This window comes from Aureimonas sp. Leaf454, from assembly GCF_001424685.1.
GTDB lineage: Bacteria > Pseudomonadota > Alphaproteobacteria > Rhizobiales > Rhizobiaceae > Plantimonas.
Genome location: NZ_LMQT01000024.1, coordinates 142,676 through 159,162, shown reverse-complemented (window position 1 = coordinate 159,162; position 16,487 = coordinate 142,676). Strand labels below are relative to the sequence as shown.

The 16,487-nt window shown below is 69.1% G+C and carries 16 protein-coding genes and 1 tRNA gene; 6 read left to right on the top strand and 11 right to left on the bottom strand.

Annotated elements, in window-relative coordinates; translation table 11 throughout:
* Positions 1–142 precede the first annotated feature (142 nt).
* The 4 genes from ASG43_RS20060 (at position 143) to ASG43_RS20045 (ending at position 5,063) form a co-directional block, all read left to right on the top strand.
* Positions 143–1,552: an MATE family efflux transporter gene (locus tag ASG43_RS20060; RefSeq protein WP_082491076.1), complete on the top strand. Its 1,410-nt coding sequence runs from the start codon at positions 143–145 to the stop codon at positions 1,550–1,552.
* Between the two features lie 226 nt (positions 1,553–1,778).
* Positions 1,779–2,753 carry a tripartite tricarboxylate transporter substrate-binding protein gene (locus ASG43_RS20055; RefSeq protein WP_056508670.1) on the top strand — a complete coding sequence of 325 codons (975 nt, stop codon included), beginning with the start codon at positions 1,779–1,781 and terminating at the stop codon, positions 2,751–2,753.
* Positions 2,754–3,082: 329 nt separating this feature from the next.
* On the top strand, positions 3,083–3,547 hold the full coding sequence (locus ASG43_RS20050) for a tripartite tricarboxylate transporter TctB family protein (protein WP_244488173.1): 465 nt from the start codon (positions 3,083–3,085) through the stop codon (positions 3,545–3,547).
* A gap of 10 nt (positions 3,548–3,557) precedes the next feature.
* Positions 3,558–5,063 carry a tripartite tricarboxylate transporter permease gene (locus ASG43_RS20045; RefSeq protein ID WP_056508668.1) on the top strand — a complete coding sequence of 502 codons (1,506 nt, stop codon included), beginning with the start codon at positions 3,558–3,560 and terminating at the stop codon, positions 5,061–5,063.
* A 79-nt stretch (positions 5,064–5,142) separates the two neighbouring features.
* On the opposite strand, the gene ASG43_RS20040 is transcribed toward ASG43_RS20045, so the two are convergent.
* The 6 genes from ASG43_RS20040 to ASG43_RS20015 form a co-directional block, all read right to left on the bottom strand.
* The gene (locus ASG43_RS20040; protein WP_056508666.1) at positions 5,143–5,511 is read right to left on the bottom strand and encodes a septal ring lytic transglycosylase RlpA family protein; all 369 of its coding nucleotides are present in this window, start codon (positions 5,509–5,511) and stop codon (positions 5,143–5,145) included.
* 178 nt (positions 5,512–5,689) lie between these two features.
* Positions 5,690–6,553, bottom strand: coding sequence for an SDR family NAD(P)-dependent oxidoreductase (locus ASG43_RS20035; protein WP_056509184.1), 864 nt, complete (start codon positions 6,551–6,553; stop codon positions 5,690–5,692).
* A gap of 11 nt (positions 6,554–6,564) precedes the next feature.
* A complete protein-coding gene (queG, locus tag ASG43_RS20030) occupies positions 6,565–7,722 on the bottom strand; it encodes a tRNA epoxyqueuosine(34) reductase QueG (protein WP_056508664.1) in 1,158 nt (385 codons plus the stop codon).
* 19 nt (positions 7,723–7,741) lie between these two features.
* Entirely contained in the window at positions 7,742–8,314 is a 573-nt protein-coding gene (locus ASG43_RS20025) for a Fic family protein (protein WP_056508662.1), read from the bottom strand.
* Positions 8,311–8,517 carry a hypothetical protein gene (locus ASG43_RS20020; protein ID WP_156386807.1) on the bottom strand — a complete coding sequence of 69 codons (207 nt, stop codon included), beginning with the start codon at positions 8,515–8,517 and terminating at the stop codon, positions 8,311–8,313. The genes ASG43_RS20025 and ASG43_RS20020 overlap by 4 nt, the downstream gene beginning before the upstream one ends.
* Positions 8,518–8,764: 247 nt before the next feature.
* Complete coding sequence (locus ASG43_RS20015) at positions 8,765–9,457, bottom strand: glutathione S-transferase family protein (protein WP_056508660.1); 693 nt, start codon at positions 9,455–9,457, stop codon at positions 8,765–8,767.
* A gap of 293 nt (positions 9,458–9,750) precedes the next feature.
* Here ASG43_RS20015 and ASG43_RS20010 point away from each other — a divergent pair, with 293 nt between their 5' ends.
* Positions 9,751–10,542 carry an undecaprenyl-diphosphate phosphatase gene (locus ASG43_RS20010; protein WP_056508659.1) on the top strand — a complete coding sequence of 264 codons (792 nt, stop codon included), beginning with the start codon at positions 9,751–9,753 and terminating at the stop codon, positions 10,540–10,542.
* Between the two features lie 27 nt (positions 10,543–10,569).
* Here ASG43_RS20010 and ASG43_RS20005 read toward each other — a convergent pair whose 3' ends face one another.
* Complete coding sequence (locus tag ASG43_RS20005) at positions 10,570–11,331, bottom strand: sulfite exporter TauE/SafE family protein (RefSeq protein WP_056508657.1); 762 nt, start codon at positions 11,329–11,331, stop codon at positions 10,570–10,572.
* Between the two features lie 19 nt (positions 11,332–11,350).
* Positions 11,351–12,355, bottom strand: coding sequence for a complex I NDUFA9 subunit family protein (locus tag ASG43_RS20000; RefSeq protein ID WP_056508654.1), 1,005 nt, complete (start codon positions 12,353–12,355; stop codon positions 11,351–11,353).
* Positions 12,356–12,847: 492 nt separating this feature from the next.
* Here ASG43_RS20000 and ASG43_RS19995 point away from each other — a divergent pair.
* Positions 12,848–12,932, top strand: a tRNA-Leu gene (locus ASG43_RS19995).
* A gap of 66 nt (positions 12,933–12,998) precedes the next feature.
* On the opposite strand, the gene nagA is transcribed toward ASG43_RS19995, so the two are convergent.
* The 3 genes from nagA to ASG43_RS19980 all read right to left on the bottom strand — a co-directional run bounded on the left by nagA (position 12,999) and on the right by ASG43_RS19980 (position 16,334).
* Positions 12,999–14,153, bottom strand: coding sequence for an N-acetylglucosamine-6-phosphate deacetylase (gene nagA / locus ASG43_RS19990; RefSeq protein ID WP_056508652.1), 1,155 nt, complete (start codon positions 14,151–14,153; stop codon positions 12,999–13,001).
* Positions 14,153–15,178, bottom strand: a complete 1,026-nt coding sequence (locus tag ASG43_RS19985) for an SIS domain-containing protein (protein ID WP_056508650.1) — start codon at positions 15,176–15,178, stop codon at positions 14,153–14,155. Before ASG43_RS19985 ends, nagA begins: the two co-directional genes overlap by 1 nt.
* Before the next feature lie 124 nt (positions 15,179–15,302).
* Entirely contained in the window at positions 15,303–16,334 is a 1,032-nt protein-coding gene (locus ASG43_RS19980) for an ROK family protein (protein ID WP_082491075.1), read from the bottom strand.
* Between the last annotated feature and the right edge of the window lie 153 nt (positions 16,335–16,487).

Genomic DNA, 16,487 nt, shown 5'->3' with positions numbered 1-16,487 from the left:
ACCGTTCCGATGCGGCGCGAAAATTTTAGGTTGGTCGGTGTGCGAGCCCCCGACGGCTCGAAGGCGCTGGACAGGCGAAGGACGGCGCGTCTAGAGATCCCCTCCGGCGCGCGGCGCCACCCGTTTCAGCGAGATCGACGCCATGGTGAGCGAACCCGTCCCGGTCTCGCGACCGACCGACGCGGCAGGGATCGCCGGCGTTTCGCTTGCCAGCCATCTGAAGGGCACGCTCGTGCTCGGCCTGCCGCTGGTCGGCGCCCAGCTGGCGCAGATGGCGATCAACGTCACCGACACCGCCTTGATCGGCCGGCTCGGGCCGGAGCCGCTCGCCGCCGCCGTTCTGGCGACGCAGACCTTCTTCCTCGTCTGGATGTTCGGCGCGGGTTTCGCGCAGGCGGTGATGCCGGTGGCCGCGAGCGCGGCCGGCCGGGGCGACGTCCGCGGCATCCGCCGCTCGGTCCGCATGGGCCTCTGGGTGGTCCTTCTCTACGGCGCGCTCGTCATGGTGCCGCTCTGGCACACGGAGGCCTTGCTCCTCGGCCTCGGGCAGGAGCCGCGCGTCGCCGCGCTGGCCGGCGACTTCATGCGCATCCTGCAATGGTCGATGGTGCCCGCCCTCGTCCTCGTGACGCTGCGCTCCTATCTCGGCGTCCTCGGCCGCGCCAACATCGTGCTGGTCATCACCGTGTTCGGCGCGCTCCTGAACGGCGTTCTCGACGTCGCCTTCATCTTCGGCCGCTTCGGCGCGCCGGCGCTCGGCATGGCGGGCGCGGCCTATGCCTCCGTCGGCACCAACATCGCCATGGCGCTCGCCGCCGTTCTCTACACGCTGAAGGCGCCGGGCCTTCGCGTGCACGAACTCTATGTCCGGTTCTGGCGCCCGGACGGCTCGGCCTTCGCCGAAATCCTGCGGCTGGGTTGGCCGATCTCGACGACGATCATCGCCGAGGTCGGCCTCTTCGCCGCGGCCTCGGTGCTGATGGGCTGGTTCGGCACCGTCCCGCTCGCCGCGCACGGCATCGCGCTGCAACTCGCCTCGATCGCCTTCATGGTGCCGCTCGGGCTCTCCAGCGCCGGCACGATCCGGGTCGGCCGCGCCTTCGGGGCACGGGACTGGACGGGGGTCGGGCGGGCCGGGTCGGCCGCGCTGATCCTGTCCCTCGGCGCCGCGCTCGTCGGCGCGATCCTGTTCTGGGCGATCCCGCGGACGCTGATCTCGCTCTATCTCGACCCCGACGCCCCCGACGCCGCCGCCGTCCTCGCGATCGGCGTTCCGCTCCTCTTCGTCGCGGCCGCCTTCCAGTTCGTGGACGGGCTGCAGGTCGTCGCGAGCAGCCTCCTGCGCGGCCTCAAGGACACCCGCATTCCCATGCTCATCGCCGTCTTCAGCTATTGGGTCATCGGCATGCCCGTCGCCTACATCCTCGCCTTCCCGCTCGGCCTCGAAGGTCCAGGCGTCTGGATCGGGCTCGCCGCCGGGCTTCTCGTCTCCGCCGCCCTGATGACCTGGCGCTTCCACGCCCGCGCCCGGCTCGGGCTGACGCCGGCCTGAGGGCCGACGCAACCGGGATCCGCCGCTGGGGAGACGGGCTCGTCGCGGCAGCGGACGACGTGAAGACTGTAAGTCTCTACATCTTTCGCCGAAGATCCCGTCCTTTTGCGTCCCTGACCAGTTGACCCGTCCGGTACGCCTGCGTAACACTCGACTATACAAGTATCGCGTTCGTCTCTCAAAGAAGGGGCAACTGCCGGTATATGGATTTTCTGGGAGGCTTTCGATGAAATTCGCCACTCTTTTGTGCGCCGCAGCATTTTCCTTGATGGCGGGAAGCGCCTTTGCGCAAGCGACCTATCCGACGCAGCCGATCACCATCGTCGTTCCCTTCGCCGCGGGCGGACCGACCGACACGGTGACGCGTCTCATCGCGGAGCCGATGGGCCGCGAACTCGGGCAGCAGATCGTCGTCTCCAACGTCGCGGGCGCCGGCGGCACGCTGGCGGCCGGACAGGTCGCCAAGGCCAATCCCGACGGCTACACGCTGCTGATGCACCATATCGGCATGTCGACCGCGCCGACCCTCTACCGCAGCCTCGACTTCGATCCGACGGTCGACTTCGCCACGCTCGGCCTCGTCACCAACGTCCCGATGACGCTGATCGCGCGCAAGGACCTCGAGCCGACGACGCTGACCGAGCTCGTCGACTACGTGAAGGCGAACAAGGACACGGTCGTCTACGCCAATGCCGGCATCGGCGCGGCCTCGCATCTGTGCGGCATGCTCTTCATGAACGCCATCGACACGGCCGTCACCACCGTTCCCTACAAGGGCACGGGTCCGGCCATGACCGACATCCTGTCCGGCGAGGTCGACTTCATGTGCGACCAGTCGACCAACACGACGGGCCAGATCAAGGCCGGCGAGGTCAAGGTCTACGCGGTGACGACGCCCGAGCGGCTCGGCAACCTGCCGGACGTGCCGACGACGACGGAAGCCGGACTGCCCGCCTTCCAGGTCGGCGTCTGGCATGGCCTCTACGCGCCGAAGGGCACCGACCCCGCCATCGTGGACAAGATCTCGAAGGCGCTCCAGGCCTCGCTGAAGGACCCCAAGGTCATCGAACGCTTCGCCGAGCTCGGCACAGCGCCCGTCTCGCAGGACCAGGCGACACCGGAAGCCCACAAGACCTATCTCGCCGATCAGATCGCGCTGTGGAAGCCGATCATCGAGAAGGCCGGCACCTTCGCCGACTGAACCGTCTGGCTCATCCTCTTCCGCCTCGACGGGACGTCGCGGCGGGACCCTTGCGCCCCTCATGACGGTGCCTTCCCCATGTCGGGGCGGGCACCGTCCCCGCATCCGCCGATTTCCGCTTCGATCGTTTTCGCCTCGATCCGTCCGGCGATGATCCGTCCCGGCTCCGATGCGCCGCAGCGGCCGTCGCTCTCGACGACGCGACGGACGGCGAAACGGTCGGCCCGTCCCATCGCGGCCGGCCCTTCCTGGCACACAACCGCCGCCCATCCGTCCGCCGTCGACCCGCCGGCCGACGGTCGCACCCAACCAACCGGAAAGGCTCGCCCGTGGAGCTTCACACATCCCGCAAGGACATCCTGTCCGGGCTGGTCTTCATCGCGATGGGCGCCGCCTTCGGGGCAGGCGCGCTCGGCTACCCCATGGGCACGGCGACACGCATGGGCGCGGGCTATTTTCCCCTCGCGCTCTCGATCATCCTGGCCGCCTTCGGCGTGGCGATCCTCGTGAAGGGCATGCTTCACCGCGGACCGGTCGAGTCGCTCGGCATCGTGCCCTGGCGCGGCGGCTTCCTGATCCTTGCCGCGATCATCTTCTTCGGCTTCTTCGTCACGCGCCTCGGCTTCGTGCCGACCCTCTTCGTGACGGTCTTCGCCAGCGCGCTCGCCAGCCGCACGATGAGCGTCCTCGGCGCGCTGGCGCTCGCGCTCGGGATGATCGTCCTCTGCTACGTGATCTTCGTCCAGGGCCTCGGCGTGACCCTGCCGCTGATCGGCCCCTGGCTCACCTCCTGAGGAGAACGGCATGGATCTTCTCGCCAATCTCGCCCTCGGCTTCCAGACCGCGCTGGATCCGGTCAACCTCCTCTGGTGCTTCGTCGGCGTGCTGCTCGGCACGCTGGTCGGCGTGCTGCCGGGCATCGGCCCCACCGCCACGATCGCGATGCTCCTGCCGATCACCTTCTCCTTCGCGCCCGTCACCGCGCTGATCATGCTCGCCGGCATCTATTACGGCGCGCAATACGGCGGCTCGACCACCGCGATCCTCATCAACCTTCCCGGCGAATCCTCCTCGGCGGTGACCGCGCTCGACGGATACCAGATGGCGCGCAAGGGGCGGGCCGGGCCGGCCCTCGCCACCGCCGCCCTCGGCTCCTTCTTCGCCGGCACGGTCGCGACCTTCATCCTGGTGCTCGCCGCGCCGCCGCTCGCCGCGGTCGCGCTGTCCTTCTCGGCGCCCGAATACTTCTCGCTGATCATCCTCGGGCTTCTCGCCTCGATCGCGCTGGCGCAAGGCTCGATCCTCAAGGCGCTCGCCATGATCGTGCTCGGCCTTCTCCTCGGCACGGTGGGCCAGGACGGATTCGACGGCACGCCGCGCTATTCGCTCGGCTTTCCCGAACTCTACGGCGGCATCAACTTCGTCTCGGCGGCGATCGGCATCTTCGGCGTCGCGGAAATCCTGCGCAATCTGGAGAACGAGACGACGCGCGACGTGATGGTGAAGACGGTCAAGAACCTCTGGCTCACCAAGGACGACTTCAAGCGCATCGTCGGCCCGGTCCTCAGGGGCACCGCGCTCGGCTCGATCCTCGGCATCCTGCCGGGCGGCGGGCACGTGCTCGCCTCCTTCGCCTCCTATTCGCTGGAAAAGCGCGTCTCGAAACACCCCGAGGAGTTCGGCAACGGCGCGATCGAGGGCGTGGCGGGACCGGAAAGCGCCAACAACGCGGCGGCCCAGACCTCCTTCATCCCGCTCCTGACCCTCGGCATTCCCGCCCATCCCGTGATGGCGCTGATGATCGGCGCCTTCATCACGCAAGGCATCACGCCGGGACCGAACGTCATCACGGACGAGCCCGCCCTGTTCTGGGGCATCATCGTCTCCATGTGGGTCGGCAACCTTCTCCTGGTGCTCCTGAACCTGCCGCTGATCGGGCTCTGGGTGAAGCTCCTGACCATTCCCTACAAGGTGCTCTTCCCCGCCATCATCGCCTTCGCCTGCATCGGCTGCTACTCGCTGAACGCCAATGCCTTCGACATCTACGCGATCGTCTTCTTCGGCGTGCTCGGCTACGTCCTCATGAAGTTCGGCTGCGAACCCGCGCCGCTCCTGCTCGGCTTCGTGCTCGGGCCGCTCCTCGAGGATCACTTCCGCCGCGCCATGATCCGCTATCGCGGCGATCCCATGGTCTTCCTGGAGCGCCCGATCTCGGCCGCGCTCCTGGCGCTCGCGCTCATCGCCGTCATCGTCGCCGTCCTGCCGCAGGTGCGCCGCAAGCGGCAGGAGGTCTTCGTCGAGGACGATTGAAAGAGAACAATTCCAGCTCGACATGAAAAAGGGCGGCTTCGGGCCGCCCTTTTTCATGGAGAAGGCCTGCTCTGAAAGCTCAGGCGCAGCCCTTGTAGGACTTGCCGTCCAGCGGCTCGACCTCGACCTGCGTGTGCCCGCGGTCGATGAAGCCGAGACGGCTGGCGGCGCCCTTGGACAGATCGATCACCCGGCCCTTGATGAAGGGGCCACGATCGTTGATGCGCACGACGACGGACTTGCCGTTCCTCAGATTGGTGACCTTCACCTTGGTGCCGAGCTTCAACGTCTTGTGCGCGGCGGTCATGGCGGAGGGGTTCATCATCTCGCCTGAGGCCGTCTTCGAGCGCAGGGCGTACCAGGAGGCACCGCCACAGAGCGCTGCGGCTTCGGCGGGCTGGGAGACGAGGGGCAGAGGGGCGAACGAGAAGCTCGTGGCCACGAGCATCGCGGCAAGGGTCGTCGGCAGTTTCAACAGATCGGTCCGGCGTCGTTGGTTCCCGCACCGACCGAGCCTTCGTCCTCGTGGCCGGTGCGTTTACAAGGCGCTCAGTGCCGGCCCGATGGGGCGAAAAAAAGATGGTTCCATGGCATTGCAAAAATAATCTGCCCTGAACTGCCCTATTTCAGGAAGGCCATTCTGATTTGAGGGCCTCCAGGGCCTCGCGATAGGTCGGATATTCGAAGGAATAGCCAAGCCGTTTCAGCCTCGCATTCGAGACCCTTTTGTTCTCGCCATAGAAGCTGCGCGCCATCGGGGACAGCTCCGCCGTGTCGAAGTCGATCGCGGGGGGAATGGCGGCCCCGACGAGACGTGCGGCGTGCTCCACGACGTCCTGCGGCGGCGCCGGTTCGTCGTCCGTCACGTTGAACACGCCACCCGTCCTCTGCTCCGCCAGCAGCGCCAGGCTGCCCGCGATGTCGGCGACGTGGATGCGGTTGAAGACCTGATCCGGCTTGACCAGCCGCCGGGCCTTTCCCTCCGCGAGATTGACGATCGCGTTGCGGCCGGGACCGTAGATACCGGACAGGCGCAGGATCGCGAGCGGCACGCCGCGCGCCTCGGCCACCACCGTCCAGAGCCGCTCGGCCTCGACGCGCTCCCTCGACCGGGCGGAGACCGGCGCGAGAGGCGTCTCCTCGTCGACCCAGGCGCCGCCATGGTCGCCGTAGACGCCGACGGTGGAGAGATAGCCGATCCATTCCAGCGCCGGACATCCCCGCGCGATCGCGTCGCGGTGCTGCCGCAGGACGGGATCGCCGGCCGCGCCCGGCGCGATCGAGACGAGGAGATGCGTCGCGCGGGCGAGCGCGGCAGCGATGCCCTCGCCCGGACCCTCGCCGTCGAAGAGATAGGGCGTCAGTCCCTTCGCCGCGAAACCCGACGCCTTCGCCTCCGAGCGCGTCGTGACCCCGGCGACGCTCTCGCGCGGCAGCCGCTCCACGAAGGCGGAGGCCGAATAGCCGCAGCCGAAGACGAAGAGGCGCATGGTTTCATCCGTCATGACAGGTCCCGTTCGAAGGTGCGACGAGGATCGAGCGCGTCCCATTCGGCGGCGACGAGCGCATCCTCGTCCCGATGGCGGGCGGCCGCGCGCATCGCAAGGGCCTCGGCGGGCGCCAGCCGCGCCAGGGCCCAGACGGCCATCGCCCGAACCAGCGGCGCGGCATCGCCGAGCCGTTCGCGCACCGCGGGCAGGAGCTCGGCTTGGCCGGAATTCCCGGCGGCGATGAGGCAGTTGGAGACGAACTTGTCGCGCCCGGCGCGCTTCACGGGCGAGCCGGAGAAGAGCGCGCGGAACGCCGCGTCGTCGAGCGCGAGGAGATCCTGAAGGCGGGGCGATTTGAGGTCCTCGCGCGCGACGAGCTTGGCCTCTCGCGCGGCGCTTGCGAACTTGTTCCAGGGACAGACCGCGAGGCAGTCGTCGCAGCCGTAGATGCGGTTGCCCATGGCGGCGCGAAATTCCGGCGGCACCGGTCGCGTCGTCTCGATGGTGAGATAGGAGATGCAGCGCCGGGCATCGAGCCGGTAGGCTTGCGGGAAGGCGTCGGTCGGGCAGGCGTCCTGGCAGGCGCGGCAGGAGCCGCAGAGGTCGCGTCCGGGTTGGTCGGGTTCGAGGTCGAGCGTCGTGAAGATCGAGCCGAGGAACAGCCAGGAGCCGAAGTCGCGGCTCACGAGATTGGTGTGCTTGCCCTGCCAGCCGATCCCGGCGGCCTCGCCGAGCGGCTTTTCCATCACCGGCGCGGTGTCGACGAAGACCTTCATCTCGCCCGTTCCCGCGCGCGCGATCAGGCGCTGGCCGAGCTCCTTGAGACGACCCTTGATGACGTCGTGATAGTCGCGGTTTCTCGCATAGACCGAGATCGCGCCCCGCTCGGGGCGGGCCTGCAGTGCTCGGGGATCCTCGCCCGGCCCATAATTCATGCCGAGAACGACGATCGAGCGCACATCCGGCCAGAGCGCCCGCGCGGAGCGCCGCCGCTCCAGCGTCTCCGGCATCCAGCCCATCGTTCCATGAAGCCCCTCGGCGACGAAGGTCTCCAGCCGCTCGCCCGCCAGACCGCCCTCCACCGCCGGAGCGACGCCCACGGCATCGAAGCCGAGCCGGCGGGCATCGGCGTCGAGAAAGGTGCGGAGGGCGGCGGCGGAGGGCGTCATGACGATGCTTCGGACAGGTTCAGGCGGTGCGGATCGCGCCCGCGATGCAGCGCGCCATCGGCGCGTAATCCGCCAGGTGCGCCTGCCGAGAGGCCGCCATCCAAGCCTGCGCTTCGAACCCGGCGAGATCGAGACCATGGCCGGCCTGCCGCGCGAGCTGGGCGAGATACACCATCTGGGTTCGCCCGTTGCCTTCGCGGAAGGGATGGACATAGTTCACGTCGCCGAGGATGGCGGCGGCGCCGGCGGCGAAGCCTTCCGCATCCAGCCGCCGCAGGAACCGGCCGTCCACCAGCCGGCGATGGACGTCCGCCATTCCCGCTTCGATGAAGCGGCGGAACTGGAACTGGCTGCCGCCCTTGGAAATCTCGACGGTGCGCAGCTCGCCCGCCCAATCGTAGACGTCCTGGAAGAGGTGGCGGTGTATGGCCTTGAGATGCTTGAGATCGAACGTGCTGAGGGGAATAGACTGACGCGACCGTTCCGTTACGAACTCGCGCTCGACGATGTCGAGATCAGACGCATCGCGGATGCCGAAGCGATTGCGAAGAACCCTGAAGTCGGGCGGGTAGCAGCAGGCTTCGTCGCTCATTCGGCGGCGGCGACCGCAATCCTTTTCAGCGCTCTGTCTCGAATATGCTGCAACCGATCCTCGTCGGACCTCTCCTCACGGTCGAACATCTCGAACATGGCGATCTGCTCGCCGTCGAGCGGATTGCCCTCCATGGCCTGAAGATGCGCGGCTTCGCGGAGGGTGATGCGGAAGTCCGGTTCGGTCGGGCCGTTCGAGCTCATCGCGAGGCTCCCGATGTTCCTGGATTCGGGCGGGATCCTAGCACGCATCCGGTCGCTTCGTCTTCCCCGGCCTTCCCCGCCGTCCAGGCTCCGGGGCCCCTCAGGCTCCGCACGGGTCTCCTACGACACATCCCGGAAACCGGAACGGTTTTCGAAAAAGACCGATGCGGAGAGTCAAGAAGTTAGAGCGTCCGAAAGGCCGCACGGCGCTCGGGGCGAGACATCGCCACCAACGGCCCGAAGACCGTCAGAAGTCCAGTTCCGCGTAATGGGGCGCCGGCGGAATGCCGCGCACGCGCTCGGAGAGGAAGGGCCGGAAGGAGGGACGCGACTTCACGCGCATGTACCATTCCTTGGCGACCGGCTCCTCCTCCCAGGAGACCTCGCCGAGATAGTCGAGGATCGAGATCGCCGCCGCCGCCGCGAGATCGGCATAGGACAGGCGCGACCCCGACAGCCAGTTGCGGCTTTCGGCGAGCCAGCCGACATAGCGCATGTGGTGCTTGAGATTGGCGCGCGCGGCGCGGATCGCCGAAGCGTCCGGCGAGCCGCCGCCCTCCTCCGGGCGCATTTCCAGCTTGAAGACGCGCTCGCGAACGAGATAGCGCGTCGCCTCGCCCTCGAGCTTGCCGAGGAACCATTCGGTCAGCCGGCGGGTCTCGGCCCGCTCGATCGCCTTCTCCGCGAGGAGGCGCTTGTCGCGCTGGAAGGCCCCGCGCGTCTCGTCGAGATATTCCGCGATCACGGTGCCGCCGACGATCGGGGGTCCGTTGTCCTCGATCAGCACGGGCAGCGTTCCCGCCGGATTCAGCGCCAGGAAGTCGGGCCGCCGCTCCCAGGGCCGCTCCTCGGCGAGCTCCGCGCGCTCGCCATATTCGCCGAGCGTCAGGCGGACGAAGCGCGAGGCGGCGGACATGGGATGATGATGAAGCCTCAGCATGACGTGGCAGTCGTACCCTTCGAAGGATCCCTCGCGCGCTCGCGATCCCCCGACCGTCGGGGAGAGGCCTCGCCGTCCGGAAAAGCCCGGCTCACACGGTTCAGCCACTCGCAAGCTCCCACCAAATGGTCAAGGAAAGGAAAATTGCGAGGCCCCGTCGCCGCGGCGCCCCTCACCTCATTGCTGCCATGCAGCCGTGGGCAGGACCGCGCCATGCCCGTTTGCTAAGGGGCATGGGCGTGGCCTATGCAGGGCCGCGAACGGTTCGTCCTTCCCATTTGCGAGCAACCTTCATGTATCTCGATGCCTTGATCCTTGGTTTCGTGGAAGGCCTGACCGAGTTCATTCCGGTTTCCTCCACCGGCCACATCCTCCTTCTCGGCGAGCTTCTCGGCTTCCAGTCCAAGGCGGGAACCTTCGAGGTGCTGATCCAGCTCGGCGCCGTCCTCGCGGTGCTCTCCGTCTATGCCTCGAAAATCTACGAGCTCGTGACGACGCTGCCCCGGAGCGCCGCCAGCCGCCGCTTCGTCGCGGGCGTGCTGATCGCCTTCCTGCCGGCGGCGGTGATCGGAGCGTTCGCGCACGACTTCATCAAGACCGTGCTCTTCGAGAGCCCGATGACGATCTGCGTGGCGCTCCTCGTCGGCGGCATCGCGCTGCTCGTGATCGACCGCATGCCGATCGAGCGCAAGTACCAGAGCCTGGGCGAATACACGCTGCCGCTCTGCTTCAAGATCGGCCTCTTCCAGTGCCTCGCCATGATCCCGGGCACGTCGCGCTCCGGCGCGACCATCGCCGGCGCGCTGCTGCTCGGCACCGACAAGCGCTCGGCGGCGGAGTTCTCGTTCTTTCTCGCCATGCCGACCATGGCGGGCGCCTTCGCCTACGATCTCTTCAAGAACCGCGACGTGCTCTCGACGGACGATCTCTCGCTGATCGCGGTCGGCTTCGTCATGTCCTTCGTCACCGCGCTCTTCGTGGTGCGCTATCTCCTCGACTTCGTGTCCAAGCACGGTTTCGCGCCCTTCGCCTGGTGGCGGATCGCGGTCGGCTCGATCGGCATCGCGGTTCTCCTGCTGCGCTGAAGCTTCGCTTGTCGTCCGCGCCGGGGTTCAGCTTCCCCGCGGGAACAGGCCGCGGCGGAGGAAGTCGAAGGCGAGCACGGTCAGCACACCCTTGAGGATGCGGCGGAACCAGGTCTCGTCGAGCCGCTTCAGGACGCGCGTGCCGAGGACCGTGCCGGCAAATCCCGTCGCGATCATCGCCGCCGTCAGCGGCACGTAGGGCGAAAACACCACGCCGAGCGAAAAGAAGGCGACGCCCTTCAGCGCATGCTGGATGGCGGTCGTCGCAGCCATGGTGCCGACCATGGTCTCCCGGTCGTCGAAGGTCTGGGCGAAGACGCCGGCATTCACCGGCCCGGTCGCGCCGAAGAACATCGAGAGAATCGTCATGAAGACGCCGAAACCGGCAAAGCCCGCCCGGCCCATCCGCCCCGCCCGCGGCAGCGGCACATAGGTCAGGACGAGGATGAAGAGGCCGAGCGAGACCTGCAGCACGGCTTCCGGAAGGGCGACGACGAACTGCGCGCCGAGCGCCGCCCCGATCAGCGAGCCGCCGAGGAACGGCCAGACCGCCCACCACGCGACCTTGCGCCACTGCACCAGGACGCGCCCGACATTGGAGCCGAGCTGCACCAGTCCGTGCACGGGGATCAGCAGCGCGACGGGCAGGTAGAGGCCGAGCACGGCCAGCATGGCGAGCCCGCCGCCGAGCCCGAAGGCGGCCGTCGTCGCCGAGGTCAGGAAGCTCGTCGCCAGGAGGATGAGAGCGGCTCCCGGCCCGATGCCGGGCGAAAGGAGGGCCTCCGGCACGCCGTTCCGTCCGCTCCCGTCAGATCGCCTCTTCCTCCTCGCGGCGCATGCCGCCGGCCTGCGGCTCGGGCTTTGTGAACTGCCCCTGCGGGCGGAAGCGCACGAGATAGGTCGGCAGGATCGCCTCCAGCGCCTGCGGCGCGATCCCGAAGGCCTGAAGCGTGCGCCCCTCGGCCCGGGCCGCTTCGGAGACGACGTTGTCGTGCTTCAGTTGCTCGACCTGATCGGGCGTCAGCGGGGCGCCGGGCAGGTGCCGGGCGATGCCCGCGAGCCGTTCGGCCGCGCCGAAGGGAATGTTGAGGAGATGCCGTCGCCGCTGGATCACATGGAGCATGGTCTCCATCATCTGCCGGAAGGACAGGATTTCCGGTCCGCCGATCTCGTAGATGCGTCCGCCCGAAACCGCGCCGTCGACGGTCATCGCCACGGCCTCGGCGAGGTCGTTGACGAAGACGGGCTGGAAGCGGGTCGCCCCGCCGCCGATCAGCGGCAGGACCGGGCTCATCCGCGCCATGTCGGCGAAGCGGTTGAAGAACTGGTCCTCGGGGCCGAACACGATGGAGGGCCGGAGGATGGTCGCGCCCGGCACGAGTTCGGCGACGGCGCGCTCGCCTTCCGCCTTGGTGCGGGCATAGCCGGACTTCGCGCCGGCATCGGCGCCGATGGCGGAGATCTGCGTGAGGTTCGCGCCCGCGCCGCGCGCCGCCTCCGCCACGGCCCGGGCGCCGAAGGCCTGCAAGGCGTCGAAGCTCTGGCGGCCGGATTCCGAAAGGATTCCGACGAGGTTGACGACGTGATCGGCGCCCTCGACCGCCCGGTCGACCGACCAGCGATAGCGCAGATTCGCCTGGATCGGCATGACCTGGCCCATATTGCCGGCCGTCTGCAGATGGTAGGCGAGATCCGGCCGGCGCGAGGCGACGCGGATGCGATGGCCGCGCCGGGCGAGCGCGCGCACGACATAGCGTCCGATGAAGCCGGAGCCGCCGAAGACCGTGACCAGCTTTTCCGTGTCGATCGTCATGCGCCTCTTCCTCTTCGTTCCTCGGCCGCCGGCCGTCCGGCATCAGCCCTGTCCGAACCGCCGCGCCTCGACGATCCACCCTCCCGGTCCCGCGGCCTCGCCGAGGCCGAGGCCGAGGCCGGCCACGACCCGAGGCCGCCGAGCGGGGTCCGCGCATCGCGATGGCCGGTCCCGCCGAAGCCCGTTCCGCCCGCCGCGTCGTCGGGAGAGCCGTTTCGTCGAAAACCGCGCCGGTTCCCGACCACCGCCGATCCGTCTCCGCTCCATAGCCGTTCGCGCCTGCGAGGTGAAGGGGATAGCCGGTCGCGGGGCGCTCCACGGCGCCGCCGGTCTGCGAGCCCCGCCCCCTCGATCCTGCACGCCGGCCACGCCCTGCCGACAGGACCGCATCGTCGCCCTCGACGCCCCTCCCCATCCGGTCTCCTCCACCGCATTTCTCGCGTTGACAGAACCGCGCCCGAACACTAGACGTCACCTCACATGCCTCGGCATGCCCAGGTGGCGGAATTGGTAGACGCGCACGGTTCAGGTCCGTGTACCGCAAGGTGTGAAGGTTCGAGTCCTTTCCTGGGCACCACCCCCGATTGATTGTCTCAGACATCGACTCCCGGCCCATCGATCCGACGCTTTAGGCGGTGCGCGGTCATGGTCGGGCCGGTGGGGTTTCGATGCCGCCGATCCAGACGCCGGCGAGGTCCAGGCGGTCGTCGAGCCAGATCATGTCGGCGCGCGTTCCCGGTGCCAGCCGGCCGTGCGTGCGCGCCAAGCCGAGGAACTCGGCGGGGTGAAGAGAGCTCATGCGCAAAGCCTCCTCGAGAGGTACGCCGAGCTCGGTCACGAGATGCTGCAAGCCTGAAATCATCGACAGATCGGATCCGGCCAGCGTGCCGTCGGAGAGCGTCAGGSGGCCCTCGCGGCGCGTCGCCACGCGGCCGTTCAGTTCGAAGCGGTCATTGCGCGAGCCGACCGTCGGCATGGCGTCGGTGACGGCGACGAGCTTGCCCACGCCGGTCTTGGCGCGAAGCGCGGCGGCGAGGACGGCGGGGTGGACGTGATGGCCGTCGGGAATGAACCCGCACCAGACGTCCCGGCACGCGAGCGCCGCGCCGACGAGGCCGGGATGGCGGTGGTTCATTGGACTCATGGCGTTGAAGAGATGCGTAACGCCGCTCGCACCGGCCGCGAAGGCGGCGTTCGCGGTCTCGTAATCGGCATCGGTGTGGCCGAGCGAGACCCGGATGCCGGCCCTCGCCAGGGCTCCGATCTGGTCGTTCGAAACGCTTTCGGGCGCGAGCGTCAGGAGGAACGGCCGAACCCTTGCGGCCAGAAGCGCGTCGAGATCGGCGTCTGCCATGGGACGGATGAGGGCGGGGTCGTGCGCGCCCTTGCGGGAGAGCGCGATGAACGGTCCCTCCACATGGATGCCGAGGCAGCCCGGCACGCCCTCGGCGATGGCGGCCTCGACCGCTTCGATCGCGGCGAAGGTCACGGCGGGACGATCGGTGATCACGGTGGGGAGAAGCGCGGTGGAGCCATAGCGCGCATGGGCCTCGCAGATCGCGCGGATGCCCGCGACGTCGGGTGATTCGTTGAAGAGGACGCCGCCGCCGCCATTCACCTGGATATCGACGAAGCCCGGCGCGAGGAGGCCGCCGGGAAGATGGCGCCGGGTCGCCGCCGCGGGGATCTCGTCCGGTCGCGCCAGCGCCAGGACCGTGTCGCCCTCGACGAGGAGGGCGCGACCGACATGGCGCGTGCGGCCGTCGAAAATGTCGGCTCCCGTGAAGGCGATCGGCATCAGAACGTCTCCGTCACTTTCGTCAGGCCGCGAGGCCGGTCGGGATCGAGGCCGCGGGCCCGCGCGAGGATCTCGACGAACCGGTAGAAGGACACCAGCATCGAAAGCGGTTCGGTCAGGGCATGTCCGGTCGGCGCATGGGGCAGGCGCGTGCCGTGCCCGGCCTCGCCGATCGTGAAGAGCGGCGCGCCCGACGCCGAAAGGCGCGCGCAGATCTCCCGCAGCCCCGCACGCGCGGCATCGTCGGGAAGAAAGGCGAGCACGGGAAAGCCGGGCTCCACCAGCGTGACGGGACCGTGCAGGAGTTCGGCGCCGGAAAAGGCCTCGGCATGGAGGGCGGCGGTTTCCTTCAGCTTCAGCGCCGCTTCGCAGGCGACCGCCAGGCCGGGGCCGCGGCCGAGCGCGTAGAGGGAGCGCGCCTCGACGAAGGAGCCGATCGCCGGCGTCCAGTCGAGGCCCAGCGCGTGCTCCAGTCGATCGGGAAGGGCGTGCAGCGCTTCGGCGAGGGCCGTGTCGCGCGTCCAGGCCGAAAGGATCGCGAGAGTGCCGACGACGGAGGCGACGACGCTCTTGGTCGCCGCGACGCTTCTTTCGGCACCGGCGCGAAGGAGAACCGGCGAGGCCGCCGCGGCGAGCAGCGGCGAGCCTTCCACGTTGACGAGCGCGATCGTCTCCGCGCCGCCGTCCCGCGCGGCGGCGAGCGTCGCGACGATGTCGGGGCTTTGGCCCGATTGCGAGATCGCAAGGGCGGCCTGCCCGCCGAGCTGCAGCTTCGTGCCGTAGACCGAGACGACGGAGGGACCGAGCGAGGCGACGGGACGGCCGGTCGAGCGCTCCGCGGCATATTTGAAATAGGTCGCGGCGTGGTCCGAGGAACCGCGGGCGATGGTGACGACGACGCTCGGCGCGAGCGCGCGGAGCCGTCGGCCGGCAGCGGCAGCGGCCTCGCCCGATTGCGCGAGAAAGCGACGGACGGTTTCGGGGATCTCGTCGATCTCGTCTCGCAGGAGACTGGTGTCGGGCACGGATGATCCTCATGGGACGAAGCGGCGGCGATGGCCGGGAACGGGATCGGGGAGAAGCCGGACGCGGTCCGGAACCGGCGAACGGTCTTGCCCCCCGCGGGACGTCGGGCGATCGGGCGCAGCCTCAGGGCGGAGGTTCCCGATCCGCGGGCGGCAGGGAACCCGCGCCGAACGCCTCCAGGCGGATGGCGGCGCCCAGAAGCCCCGCCGCCTCGCCGAGGCGGGCGGGAACGACGAGCGGACCGGCGGTGCGTCGCAGGAGGCGGCGGCGCACCGCCGCATCGAGATGGGCGATCAGCGGCGCGCTGTTGGAGAGGCCGCCGCCGACCGGGACGAGGACGGCGCCCGTGGCGTTGACCAACACCGCGAGCGGGCCCGACATGATGTCGCTCCAGGCCTCGACGGCGCGGGCGGCGCTCGCCTCGCCGGCGCGCCAATGCTCGACGATGACCGGGCTCGTGCGCCCCTCGCCGTGGAGATGGCGGTCGATCCGTTCGAGGCCGCGCGCGCTGCCGAGCGTGTCGAGACAGCCGATCTGCCCGCAGCCGCAGGGGAGCGGGCCGAGATCGCGTCCGCCGAGCCGGATTGGGCCGAGAATCGGGCCATGGCCCCATTCGCCGGCGATACCGCCCGCGCCTTCGACGATCCGGCCGTCCAGCACGAGACCGCCGCCGACGCCCGAGCCGAGAATGATGCCGAAGACGACGCCGCGCGCGGCGCCGCGGCCGCGCGCTTCGGCCAGAGCGAAGCAGTCGGCGTCGTTGGCGACGAGGACGCGGCGGCCGAGCGCCTCCTCGAGCGAAGCGGCAAGGCGGCGTCCGCTGGTGCAGGACACGTTGGCGCTGAGGGCGACCCCGGTCTCGGCATCGACGATCCCGGCGATGGACAGCGACAAAGCGAGGTCCTCCGCAAAGGGCGCGCAGAGGGAATGGAGCGCCCGGCAGAAGCCGTCCCAATCGGTCGACGGTGTCGAAACGCGGCTCGCCTCGCCAAGCGCGCCGTCGAGGCCGACGGGCGCGAACTTGATGAAGGAGCCGCCGATATCGGCGGCAAGGCCGCGCAGGCCCGGCGCACCCGACCGAGCCGGCACCCGGCGTCCGGGCGCGTCGTCCGATCCGGGCGGCTCAGCGTGGGGTGGGTGCGACGGCTCCGGCATGCTGGCTCTTTTCCGATCTGTCGTCAGGCGCCGCGGGCTTTCGTCATCAGGTGCGGCGGGACAAGGCGCGCGCCCCGGCGCTTCGATCCTTAGCCGGTCTGCGCCGCCTCGTGCAGTGCCGGCGGACGTTTCCTGCATCGCCGGACACCGGAA